This is a genomic window from Ureaplasma parvum serovar 3 str. ATCC 27815 (assembly GCF_000019345.1).
Lineage (GTDB): Bacteria > Bacillota_I > Bacilli_A > Mycoplasmatales > Mycoplasmoidaceae > Ureaplasma > Ureaplasma parvum.
The window spans coordinates 26,817-39,973 of sequence record NC_010503.1; the positions used below are offsets into that span (position 1 = coordinate 26,817).

Here is a 13,157-nt window from a genome sequence, read left to right on the forward strand (position 1 = left end):
TATATTTTGTATATAAATTATCTTATTTTTAAAATAATAGGAATAAAAACACAACCGCATCGGTTGTGTTTTTCCTCTTAAAACATTAAATTATTTTGTTTCTGCTTTAATAACGTTTGTTTTTATTTCATTGGTTGTTGAATCAACTGGTTTTTTGTTATTAAATTTATTGAATGTAGATTTATGATTTACATATTTTGGATTATAACCACGTTTGCTTGGGTCATAATTATTTTGTTTTCAATTTGATTTTGTTTCAGGTAAAACAATTTCGCTATCTGGTCGTCCAACAATTTTTGTTGGTTCACCGTGCAATTCAGCAATTGAATCTGCTAGCACACCTAAAATCAAAGTAATTGATTTAACTGAATAATTATTTACTGGAATAATGTAATCAATCAATTGTGGATCAGCATTCGTATTTGCTAAAGCAATTACTGGAATGTTTAATTTACGTGCTTCTTTAATAGCATTAACATCATTAACAGGATCTACTAGAATTAAAACATCTGGACGTTGTTTCATATTTTTAATCCCGCCATAGAATTTTTCTAATTTAGCAGTTTCTTTATTAATTGCAATTTGTTCTTTTTTAGAATATTTATTAATCTCTTCACTTTCTAATAAAGCTAAATTACTATTAAATTTTTTTAATGAACGTGAGATGTTAGTAAAGTTTGTTAAAGTTCCACCTAATCATCTTTGAGTTACATAAAATGAATTAGTACGTTCTGCTTCTGCTTTAATTAATTCTTTAACAACACGACCTCTTGTACCCACAAACATCACAGTGCCCCCGTTTTGAGAAACCTCTTGTAAGAATTTGTATGCACGATCTAAAAATAGAATTGTTTTTAAAATATCAATTACATGGTTATTTGAACGTTTAGCATGGATGTAACTAGCCATTTTAGGATTTCATTTCTTAGGATTTAACCCAATATGAGCACCTGATTCAGTTAATTTTACAATTGAAACTAAAGTTTTAAGATTTTTTATAGTTGAATTTGCATTGACTTTAAGCTGAATTGCATCAGCCGGTGATGTAGGTTTTTGTTCTACTTTTGCATTTTCAGTAGTAACTACTTCAACGTTAGCTACCGATTCAACTTTTTTCGTCGAATTTTCCATTTGAGACATGGAATCCACCTTTCGTAATTTTAAATATTTGTTTGTTATTTAAATCAAAAAAATAAAATAACTTATAAATTTTAACAAAAATATATTATTTTAAATAAATTATTTATTTTGATTAAATCCTTTAATCGTTTTTAAATATTCTAAAACTGCTTCTTGACTTCCATTGCCTTTTTTAATCAAAATCTTAAAAACCACCGCTGTTTTGTTATTAACATCAGGTTCAACACTTTGAATTTCATAAATAAAACCTGTTTGGAATGGTAATTTAAATAATGTTTTATAATTTTCAATAACTTCTTTTATTGTTTTTTGTTTTGTTTTTTCATCAATTAATTGTGGTTCAAGTTGATTTTTATCTTGTTTAATCGCTTCTAAATTAGCTAAATAAATCTTTTTATCAGCTTCAGAAATAAAACCATTAAGTGTTTTGTTATAAGTAATGCTTGCTAAATTTTCTCCATTACCTTTACTGATTTTAATTTCGATATCAATAGAATTAGCAGTTTTACTTTTAGTAATTTTTAGAATTTCATATTTTAAATCATTATTACTATTGTTAATATTTAAATAACTATTTTGTCATTTTAATGCTTCATCTACTGTTGTTTTACTAATGTTAATACTTGAATTAACTATGGGCATTAAATAAAGAGTATTATGGTTTTTTTCATCTTCTAAATATTTTTTATTTTCTAAAAATAAACGATATTGTTTAGCATTCTTAAAACCTTTTAAGATTTTTTTGTAAGTGTGCGTTTGACCTTTAAAATGATAACGAATTATTAGATCAATTACATCTTCATCTAACTCATTCAATCGTGCATCATATAATTCATATTTAATATCTTTATTTGGTGCCAAAAATTGAATATTAGTTTTAATAATCTTAATAAATTCTGAAGCTAAAATCTTTGAAAAATCATGTTGATCATAACCTTTAATGGTTGGATAAATTTCATTCTCTTGTTTTGATTTTATTGATGAGCTGCACGCAACACCACTTGTTGTTATCAAACCTAATAGTCCAACAATTAAACTACTAATGAAAACTGTTTTAATTTTTTTATTCACTGTTTCTTTACCCTTTAGTCTAAATTAATTTTAATTTTTTTAAATAATTGAGCCTGTTGTTCATTTTTACCTTTACTAATCATTATTTCCACAACTAATTCACGTTGTCTTTCATCTAATGGTTCAAAATAGTTAATGTCTATTATTTTAATATTAATATCTTTAAATTTTGAGTCTACTTTTAATTGAGGAATTAAATCCTCACCAAAATTAAAAGCTTTTTCACCTAATGTTTTAATTTCAACCAAACTTCTTTTTTGATATTCTGGTTTTATTCTAAGATTAAAAAAACCTATTTTTTGTTTTTGATCATAATCCCAAGCACTTTTAATAATATTTAAATTTTGTTGAAGGATTGTTTTATCTTCTTTTTGTTTAGGAGTTAAAAATGGTTGAAAATAAAAATCATAATTAATTGATTCTTTATATTTTTGAATTTTAGCATTAATCGTAACTTTAAGAATTTGTTCTGAATCCTTTTTAATATCAACAATTTTATACTGGACATTCTTTGGATTTCTTGATAAATCATAAACTAGTAGGTTATTTGATCCGTCTTTATTGATTTTTACTTTTTTTAAAACATCATCAATAGTATTGTTATCATTAGCAAATTCTTTTGCTAATGAAACTGTTGGACGATAAGTTAAAATAACATCCTGGTTAATTTTAAATTGCGAACAAGCGCTAACGATAAGGGGAATTGCCAAAATTGGCAATCCCAAAAAAGACATGATTATTTTTTTTAATTTTATTTTCATAATTTCTATAATTTTAACTTTAATGAAATTTTTTGAGTAATTGTATCTATTTTATCAATATAAACATTAATATTTTTATTAACATGCAAATTATCTTCTTCACAATAGTTTGAAATATGTAACAATGCATCATTTTTTAAACCAATATCAATAAAACTACCAAACTCTGTTTGGTTACGAATTGTTCCTTGTACTAACATCCCTATTTTCAAGTTATTAATATCAACCATTTGTGAACGTAAAATAGGAATATCATAATCATCACGAACATCTTGTAAAGGATTTTTTAAGTTATTAATAATGTTTTCAATAGTATAAATATCTGTTTTTAGAATAGTAGTTAATTCATTAGGATTTAATTGATTTAAAACTTGATAATTATTTATTAATTTATTAATTGGTAATTGTAAATATTTACATAATTCATTAACAACTAGATATGCTTCTGGATGAATACTTGTTCTATCTAAAAAATTATTAGCATTATTAATTCGTAAAAAACCAGCGGCTTGCTCAAAAACTTTATCGGTAATGTAAGGAATGGTTTTTAATTGTTCACGATTTTCAATAAATTGATGTTTTTTAACATATTCAAAAATTTTTTTTGCACTTCGCTTATTTAAACCTGATACTTTAGACAACAAAGGAATTGAAGCAGTATTAACATCAACACCAACTTGATTAACACAATAATCAATACAAAAATCAACTTTTTGTTGAAGAATGTTTTTATTAATATCGTGTTGATATTGACCTACACCAATACTTTTTGGATCGATTTTTATTAATTCACTTAAAGGATCAATGATTCTTCGTGCAATACTAATTGCCGAACGTTTTTCAACACTTAAGTTAGGAAATTCTTCACTTGCAATTGATGATGCTGAATAAATTGAAGCACCATCTTCACTAATTACACAATAATTAAGATTTAATTTGAATTCCTTAATTAAATCACTAATAAAAATTACACTTTCATTTGATGCTGTTCCATTGCCAATTGCTATTGTATTAACTTCGTATTTATTAATTAAGGATATTAACGTATTTTTAGCTTGTGTAATTAATATCTGTGGTTTGTGAGGGTAAATAATATCAGTATGTAATAATTGATTGTTTTTATTAACAATTGCTAATTTGCAACCATGCACATATCCTGGATCAAATCCTAAAACAACATGGCTTTTTAAAGGTTTTTGTAATAATAATTGTTGTAAATTATTACTAAAAATTTGTGCTGATTGTTGGTGAGCTTCCTCTAATTTTTCTTTGTAAACAGCATTTGAAACTGAAGGAATTAATAAACGATCAAAACCATCATTAACAGCTGATTTAATGTAGTCATAGCTGTTACTTTTGATTTTTCTAGTATATTTATTGACAGCAAAATCAATAAGAAATTCTTTTTTAAAATCAAGTTTAAATGCAATGATTTTTAATTCATTAGCTCGATCAATAGCCATTAATTGATATGCTTTTAAATATTTAATTGGGCAACTAAACTCATAATATAAAGCAAAGTTTTTAGTTGGGTCATTTGTTATTTTATTAATTCTTGTGATTAATTTAGCATGTTTGTTAATTGTTTCATAAAGCATTTCTCTTAAAGTTGTATCGTTAGCAACTTTTTGGGCAATAATATCACAAGCTCCAGCAATAGCTTCATCAACACTTAAAACTTGTTCATTTAAATATTGTTTTGCAACTTCTTTAATATTAGAATTAGGATTATTTTTTAATATTAATAATGCTAATGGTTCTAACCCTTTTTCAATGGCGATTGATGCTTTTGTTTTTTTATTTGAGGCATAAGGTTCATAAAGATTTTCAAGATCAACAAGCCGTTGACAATTATTAATTAATTCTAATAAGTCATTAGTTAATAAACCTTTTTGTTCTAAATTTTTAATAATTACTTCTTTACGTTTATTTAATTTTGTAAGATATTCATATTCATGTGCAATTGCTTGAATTTGAAATTCATCCATATTGTTAGTCAAATGTTTACGATATCTAGCAATGAATGCAATAGTATTATTATCAGCTAATAAATTCAAAACATTTGTTATATATTTTGCCTCAATTTTTAATTTTTGAACTAGTGTTTTAATAATTAAATCAATCATTTTGCACCCCTTTTAGAATTAATAAATTATAAACTTTTGATAGTCAAAATTAGTTATGTTAATTTAAATGCTTTATAATTACTAAGTAAAAGATAATTGGAGAAATTTTATGAATCTAAAAACAAAATTTTTTTTAAAAGTTATAAGTGTTATTGCTCCAATTGTTATAATTCCAACTATTTTAGCTAATTGTGCACATATAAATTCTAATGAACTTGATAATGCTAAAACAAACTTGAAAGGAAGTGTTGAAGTTGTTAATATTAATCCTTATAAAACAAAACAAATGTTAGCATCAAATATCAACAAAGAACAAATTAATTCTTATTTTATTTTTATTTTTAATTTAATTAAAACAAATCAAAAAATTGAAGAAAAAATTTTAGATAAAAATGATTATGAAATTCTTAATTGAGCTGCTAATGATAATGATGGAACGTTAGGTATTAACATTTACATTAAAACCACTAAACAAAGTTATTTAATTAATACTAAGCCTGTTTTTTTAACAGATAAACAAAACAATTATCTACAAGAATTAAAATATAAAACACCTGCTGTTTATAGTATTGATGAAATCTTAAAATTCTCAAACAACCCTTATAATTTAATTCACAATAATCCATACTATAGAGAACAATTATTGCGTGCAAAAATTTATTTTAATCAAAATGAAGCTAATGTTGATGATTCTAAACTTTATATGAACAAAATCGGTTATTCTGAATTTGGTAGTGATGTCCAAAAAAGATTAGAAAACGCCTTTAAAATTCGTTATGATGAGCAAAATATTTATCAAATTAATTCTCCGCAAATTTTAGCTAAAGAAACAAAAACGCTTACATCTTATATTGATAAAAAAACAAACAACAATTATAGTATTAATATAGAATTAATCAAAAAATTAATCCAAATTAATCCTTTTGGTAAACTCCCCAAAAATTTCGCTCAACTAATTAATTTAATTAAAAAAGAAGAATATCCTAAATTCTTGACAATTACTAAAAACGAATCTGTTGACAATATTGTTGTTAAAGATATTTATTATCGGATTATTGATCGTTATGCAAAATTAGAATTTATTTTAGAAATTTATAACAAAAAAACAAAACAAACCGTATATTTAAGTGCTAATTTTAATCAAAAGAATTCAGGATTATTAAAAAATGAAGATTATTTTCAATATATTTTTGATCGTACCATCTCACTTGATTTACTAACAACAAAAGATGGAAAAAATGTTGAATTAAATTCTGGAACTGGTTGAATTGTTGATCGTATTATTGACGATAGCTTACCTAAAAATAAAATTAAATTACTTATTGCAACTAATAATCATGTTATGGGCTGATCGAATTTAGCAATCTCAAAAGATAACAGAATGAAATCACGCTGGTTTAATAAACAAGAATATATAAATTATTTAGAAAATAACGCTGGTTTCATATCCTCAAACATTTATGAAGATAAAGACCGTTATCAATATTTACTATGGGGGACTGCGCCTCTAAAATCTCCAGTAAGTAATAAATATAATTCATTAAGTGGTATTAGTTTTTCAAATTTAGCAAAGGTTTATAATATTACAAATCAAAATTTCATTAATCGAGCATGATATATACCACAATTAAGTGCTAATGGTATAAAAATCAATGAAAATTTAAGAACATGATATCAAATTAATCAAGAAGATATTAAATCAATTAAAAATGGAACTTTAGACTTTGTTTTGGTCCCAATGGTTTTTGATATTGAAGATATTAAAGAAAAATTACCAAATTATTATAAAGTATTAAATACAAAAGATGAAGCAAATTGATATATTGGATTAGGCAATTCAAAAAAATACTTGCCACAATTACAACTATTTAGTGGAGGATATCCTGGTGATGTTAATCCTAATAGTTCAGCGATTGTTTCATGGCGCGGTTCTAAATCTTATGGTTCACTAATTCAAGCATTTGATCGTGAAATTAAAAATGAATCAATTTTAGATTATTATGGTCCAAAGCAAATTAATAATATTGATGGTTATCAAAAGGTTGGCGAAGGTTATTTAAATAAATTATTTAATGTTGGAACACGAGTTATTACCTCTGATGAAATAGGTGATTTGGGTTCTGGTTCATCTGGTTCAATGATTATTGATTCTAACTTTAATTTAGTAGGTATTCATTTTGCTTCTTTAAATTCGCGTGCTTATGGTGCGCCAAATGATTCAATGATTGGTAATTTATTTGTTGCTCAATCCCAAGACTTAAGTGGTGATATTGATGTAAGAGCTGCGGTGATAAAAAAACTAAAAGCTGAAAATATTTACACTTATAAACTAAACCCTAAAGTTAGTTCTTAATTTAAAATAATTTGTAAAAGAGAATGTTCTTTCATCTATACCAAATATTAGTAATTTATTAAAAGAATCATATGTTGAGCTTCTAGAAATAATTATAAAAGTGAGTTACGCAGATAGTGGTTCTGAAGTAGTAGGTTTATGCGAATACATAGTATTACCTAATCTTCTTTATATTAAAATTATTTTATACCTTAAAACCGAACTAAAATATTAAACCAAATTTAAAAAAGTTTTTAATTATAAAGGACAATACTACGATGGAAATGAAATGACAGAAATCTACAATTCATTACAAAAGGGAAACATTTACCCATAATAATGTTTTATGACAATTAATTAAAACTTTTTTGTTTGCTTTTATTTTAATAACTTGTTTTGTTTATATTTGATTATCATGGCCATTGTTGCTAAAATAAACGGAAATGCATCAGAATGATATCACGCACCAATCGCTTTAGCTTTCTTCTTACGGTTTTCATTAATTAATAAAATTTTTGCAATTATACTATCTTGTATTTTTTGCGTAAGCATTTATCGTTTTCGTAAAAAATTAGTACAATATGAAAATTTTAATGAAATAAAATCAATTAAAAATAATGCGATTCTTACTGTAATTTTTAGTGTTGTTGCAATACTTTCATTAACACTATTTATTAATTTAATGATTGTTTTTATTAATCAAAATTACTATTACATTAAACGTATTCATAATTTACTTATACCAATAAGAATTGATGAAATTAAAATTTTAGAATATAGTTACATTTATTTATTACGTTGTGGATTTTATATTTTATTAACAGTATTTATAGCAAAATTTATTCATGATAAAAGAAGTATGATAAAGGTTTTATCATTATATTTATTCGTTAATTTTATATTAATGATTATTGGAACTTCATTTACTTTTTTAGAACATACAAACTTTTATAATGGTATGTTAACTTATTGAACAACTTTTAGTTGTGGATTATTATATCCAGAAATTATTAATGATAATTTTCAGTGAATAAGTAGTTTTAATTACAATCTAAAAAATACTATTTATGAAAATAACTTTATTGCTTATTTACCTTATTTTTGCTCATTTATCGTTTTAATAATCTTAATTAAAAAAGTTAGTTGAAAATCAATTACTATTAGTTCAAATAGTTATTAAAATCATTTTGAGTCTAAGTATCTTTTTAAGTTAAGTTAAAAGTAGTGATAATATTTAAAAATCTACTTTACAAAACAAAGTAGATTAATAATTAGTTATCTTGATTTTTATTATATTTTCTTAAAGGACAATAATCATATTTTTTAGTATCTTTATCATTATAAGATTGACTTTCATATCCTAAATGATGATGATCAATAAGTAAAGGAAATAAAATATTATCGATTTTTGAGCATATTACTCTAACTGATCTTCCAAGGCCTAGTTGATAAAGTTCTAATTCTTCATTATCATTTTTCAATAAATTAGGATGGAGTTTTTTAATTAATTTAATATATTTACTAAATACATTATTTTGTTTAATAGGATGGCAATGATCGTTAATTCCTTTATTTTTTCAATTTTTATAAACATAGGGAAACAATGTATTAAGAATATAAATAATATTTTTTAAAAATTGGTTTTCATCCTTAGTATAAGTCGTTAAACTATTTACTCGTTCCTCTTTAACTCAATTTTCATAACGCAAAGAAATAACAATGTCATCATTATCTTTTGAAACATTGTTATTTTTAACTTTATTGCGAGGAGTTTTATTGTTATTTATTTTCTTAGACATTAATAATTTAATTATTCTTCATTTGTTTTATATAATAACTAAATATTTCTTTATCGCTTATTACTGCATTACAACTATCTAGCGGTCCAAACCCTTTGCGAGCTTTAATTCATGGGTCTTCTTGATGTGTAATACTTTCTAATTGATTAGCACTATAATGACCATATTCATCTCAAACTTGATTCAATATATCAATAGTATCTAAATTAAAATATTCTAGTTCATTAAAATCATTTATTTTAGGAATACTATTATATTTATGTTCTTTGAATTCATTATAAAGCATAGGAATAGCTGGTTCATGAACTCAAGCTTTGATTTTTTCATCAAATAATTTATTTTTTAAATCATCAACTTTTTCATTCATTAAAGTTAGGTATCATGAATATGCATAATACACTAATTTTTGAACTTTTTTGGGAGTCATTGATTCTTTTGTTAAAAATCAATTAGCAACAATTAATGGTGTTATTTCTTTCATTTCATGCACATCTTTCCTTATAAATATTATATTTAAAAAGTTAATAGTTTTACTTTTTTCTATTATTAAATTTTGATATTATATTGTTTAGTTCATTTTTATTTTCATCTAATTCGATTATTTTTTCTTTTAAAAATAAAAGTGCAAACTTGGAAAACTTATGTGTTTTATTGGTTTTTGATGTTGTAATTTCTAAATGATATTTTTTCGATTCCTTCATTTTAAAATATCAAATAAGTGCATATAATTTTTGAGGTGTTATATTAAGTTTTTCGGCTAATTGTTTTTGAATATAGGGATAAGTTTCATCTAAATTTTCTAATGGAACTGGAACTTCTTCTGCCAAATTTATATTTCCAGTAACTTTGATTACTGGTATTCCTTCATTTTCACTAAAACTACCTTCTTTTATAAATTTTGCTTTTTTTAGTAATTTTGCTATAAGATTTTTTTCTAAAACAACATCAACTCCATAAGGAGTGGACAATTTTCCGTTATTATAATCAACTATTCCTAAATTAGTAGCACCATTATTTCTAATAAATTCAAAAACCTTAAATAAGCTATCTCGTTCTTGCTTCATTCTACAATTAATAATTTGTTCCATTTCTGCATATTTTATTTTTTCAGTTCTCGCTCTATAACGATAAAATATATCACCATTAACAATTTTTTCTGAACTATTATTCTTTTGTGCTATCACTGGTTTTATATTTGATTCTTCGGTATAAATTCACCCAATAATTTTTTGAACAATGATAACATCCCCATTAGAATTAATTTCTTTTTCTTTTAAAATAAATGAGCCTAATTCTCAATTTATAGAAGGGGAAAATAGATTATTAATAGAATCTGTCAAATCTTCTTGTTGAATATTTTCAAAATTACTATTTTGTAACCCAATTATGGAACGAGGTGAATCTTTAATACCAAAAATAATATATCCACCACTGTTATTAGAAAATGCTGCCATAGTTTTAGCATATATTGCAATGTTGCCTTTATTAAATGATTGTTTAAATTCAACTTGAGTATTTTCCCTACTACGCAAATTTCCATTTTCCATACGAGCAGATAATATACTCTTTACTCTTTCTTCATGTTTTGATATAAGCATCTTAATTTACTTTAACCTCCATTAAAATTTAAAATAATATGTTATTTTATAATACTTATATAATTTTGCATTAAGGTTTTAAAAAAGTATGAATTTATATTGATTATGTTTTTATTTTTTGATAGCCTATAATAAGAGCGCACATTCTTTTGATAAAATCTTCATAATTATTTAATATTATAGAATTACCAAATAAATCATCGATTTTGTTTGAATAACTTAGTAAGTCTTCATCATTCATAATTTCTTTATAACATCTTATGTAATCTTTTTTATTTTTAATTTCCTCACTAATTTCTTTCAAACTAAGTAAAATGAAGAGCGTTTTATCTGGTGTATGAAAATAAACTTTAGGGTCATCATCTGATAATTTTAAATATTTTTCCAAATTGTGGTTTGAAATATTATCATATTTTTGTAATACACCATCACTTTTATAGTATGGAACTTTATCAAAAATTATAAAAATTTGAAAATAAGGAACTGAATTAGATCGTAAATTAGCTGTTTCGCCTAACATATTCTCAAAATAATTATTACTATTTTGAGAATAATTACTCATAACAAATTTAATTGCTAGTCCAGCAATTGATTTTCCATTATTTTTAATTGTTATATCAACTTTTTTGTTGTAATATCTACCATCAATACATTCTTCTTTATCATCTCTATAACCTTGGGATTTAATATTGTATTCTTTGCCTAACAATTCTTCTAAATCTTTTGCTATACTCCCATGTAATGTTTTTAATTTTTTAGTACTTCTAGACGTTCCAACACTCAAATAATTATCAAAAGATTCCTTTATAATATCTAAATCTAAAAATTTTTTGTTACTCAACATTTTATTAAATTTCCTCATTTTTTAATTTGTAATCCAAGTATTTTTTTACATCTTTCGATGAAAAAGTATAATAACCACCATTTTTATATTTTCCTAATAAAGAAATATAAAGGCCAAATTCGTTGTCATTCAATGCTTTCTTAATTTTGGGAAAATGTTTTTTGTCACTTACAACATATAATCCACTATAAACACCGGTTCCAATTGGAGCATTAACAATTTTTAAATCTGACGTAGTTTTTATTAAAGAATTTATTGCAATTTTATCCTTATAAGTATCTTTAATTCCTTGACTTCTACCAAATGCATATCAACAATTTTTTGAACTAATATCATGATTTTTTTTAGTAAATTATTTTTATTAAATTTTAAATAATTGTACATTTTTAAATCTTTTTTTAACACTAATTCATCAATTAAAAAATTTTCTTTATCGTATGGATAAAATATTTTTTTTAGTTCTCCTTTCGAAGCTTTAATGACAGGAATAATGAATTTTGATTCAAAGTCAAAATCATTAATAAATATTTTATCTGACAATGTTGCATAACCATTCTTTACTAATATGTTTGTGGTTTTATTTGAAAGTAAAACTTTTTTTAAAAAAATAAGTTTTTGTTTAGGTCCAAAATAATAATTATTTTTTATAAAATAATCGTTGTGGGATATTTTTTCAATAAAACAAGGTTTTAATTTTTTCTCATCAAATTCATAATATTCAACACATTCATTTTTTTTACTCTTATTTAAACAAATAATAGTTGTATAAACAGTAGCATTAAAAGCTTGAAAATGTTTTAAATCACAAACACTTTCGATTAATTTATATTCACTCAAAAACAAGCGCATATTTAATCCTGCTAAACTTGTAAAAAAAGAAGATGGTGTGATGTAGCATAAAATTCCATTTTTATTTAACATTTTTATACCAATTTCATAAAATATAATATACAAATCAGTCATTCCTTTATTACTAAATAAATAATTTTTAATTAAATTGGGTTCTTTAATCAAATTATGAATTCTAACATATGGAGGATTTCCAATAACAAAATCCATTTTAGAATCATATATATTTATTTTCATACTATCATCATTTACAAAGTTTCATAAAACTTTATTTAAACCATACTTTTTAACAATATCATCACACCTATGTCTACAAATTTCTAATTCATCATTATCAATTTCTATACCATGTATAAATGTTTCTAATTGTTTTTTTTAACTCAATTAAATCATTATTATTTATAAGATAATCTTTGCAATATCTATCAACTATATAAGTTAAAAATTGCCCATCTCCACAACTATTATCAATTACATGTTTTTTATTTATATTTCCATTAATATAATGCCCTTTATCAAGTATTATATTTACTAAATAATCAGGTGTATAAACTTTTCCATAGCGTTTAACCTTAGTCAATCTCAATAATTCTTTCATTTTTAAATTTAAAAACCTCTTTTAGACATTATATTAAAA

At 23.7% G+C, this 13,157-nt stretch carries 12 protein-coding genes; 2 read left to right on the forward strand and 10 right to left on the reverse strand.

The window, feature by feature from the left end:
- Positions 1–90 precede the first annotated feature (90 nt).
- From rpsB to UPA3_RS00155, 4 genes are all read right to left on the reverse strand, one after another.
- Positions 91–1,140 (reverse strand): 30S ribosomal protein S2, encoded by a 1,050-nt coding sequence (rpsB, locus tag UPA3_RS00140; protein ID WP_010891651.1) that lies wholly within the window; start codon positions 1,138–1,140, stop codon positions 91–93.
- Between the two features lie 99 nt (positions 1,141–1,239).
- Positions 1,240–2,211 carry a hypothetical protein gene (locus tag UPA3_RS00145; protein ID WP_006688581.1) on the reverse strand — a complete coding sequence of 324 codons (972 nt, stop codon included), beginning with the start codon at positions 2,209–2,211 and terminating at the stop codon, positions 1,240–1,242.
- Positions 2,212–2,225: 14 nt separating this feature from the next.
- A complete protein-coding gene (locus tag UPA3_RS00150; RefSeq protein ID WP_006688534.1) occupies positions 2,226–2,972 on the reverse strand; it encodes a hypothetical protein in 747 nt (248 codons plus the stop codon).
- 5 nt (positions 2,973–2,977) lie between these two features.
- Complete coding sequence (locus UPA3_RS00155; RefSeq protein WP_010891652.1) at positions 2,978–5,098, reverse strand: Tex-like N-terminal domain-containing protein; 2,121 nt, start codon at positions 5,096–5,098, stop codon at positions 2,978–2,980.
- 109 nt (positions 5,099–5,207) lie between these two features.
- Here UPA3_RS00155 and UPA3_RS00160 point away from each other — a divergent pair, with 109 nt between their 5' ends.
- Positions 5,208–7,451: an MAG2960 family serine endopeptidase lipoprotein gene (locus UPA3_RS00160; RefSeq protein WP_010891653.1), complete on the forward strand. Its 2,244-nt coding sequence runs from the start codon at positions 5,208–5,210 to the stop codon at positions 7,449–7,451.
- Positions 7,452–7,845: 394 nt separating this feature from the next.
- On the forward strand, positions 7,846–8,610 hold the full coding sequence (locus UPA3_RS00165) for a hypothetical protein (protein ID WP_010891654.1): 765 nt from the start codon (positions 7,846–7,848) through the stop codon (positions 8,608–8,610).
- 91 nt (positions 8,611–8,701) lie between these two features.
- Here the strand turns inward: UPA3_RS00165 and UPA3_RS00170 are convergent, their stop codons facing one another.
- The 6 genes from UPA3_RS00170 to UPA3_RS00195 form a co-directional block, all read right to left on the reverse strand.
- Complete coding sequence (locus tag UPA3_RS00170; RefSeq protein ID WP_010891655.1) at positions 8,702–9,229, reverse strand: hypothetical protein; 528 nt, start codon at positions 9,227–9,229, stop codon at positions 8,702–8,704.
- Positions 9,230–9,236: 7 nt separating this feature from the next.
- A complete protein-coding gene (locus UPA3_RS00175) occupies positions 9,237–9,710 on the reverse strand; it encodes a Panacea domain-containing protein (protein ID WP_010891656.1) in 474 nt (157 codons plus the stop codon).
- Between the two features lie 49 nt (positions 9,711–9,759).
- Positions 9,760–10,827 (reverse strand): ATP-binding protein, encoded by a 1,068-nt coding sequence (locus tag UPA3_RS00180; protein ID WP_010891657.1) that lies wholly within the window; start codon positions 10,825–10,827, stop codon positions 9,760–9,762.
- 103 nt (positions 10,828–10,930) lie between these two features.
- Complete coding sequence (locus UPA3_RS00185) at positions 10,931–11,671, reverse strand: hypothetical protein (protein WP_012316989.1); 741 nt, start codon at positions 11,669–11,671, stop codon at positions 10,931–10,933.
- Between the two features lie 252 nt (positions 11,672–11,923).
- A complete protein-coding gene (locus UPA3_RS00190; RefSeq protein ID WP_334198791.1) occupies positions 11,924–12,886 on the reverse strand; it encodes an Eco57I restriction-modification methylase domain-containing protein in 963 nt (320 codons plus the stop codon).
- Positions 12,852–13,118 (reverse strand): hypothetical protein, encoded by a 267-nt coding sequence (locus UPA3_RS00195; protein WP_010891660.1) that lies wholly within the window; start codon positions 13,116–13,118, stop codon positions 12,852–12,854. The genes UPA3_RS00190 and UPA3_RS00195 overlap by 35 nt, the downstream gene beginning before the upstream one ends.
- Positions 13,119–13,157: the final 39 nt, after the last annotated feature.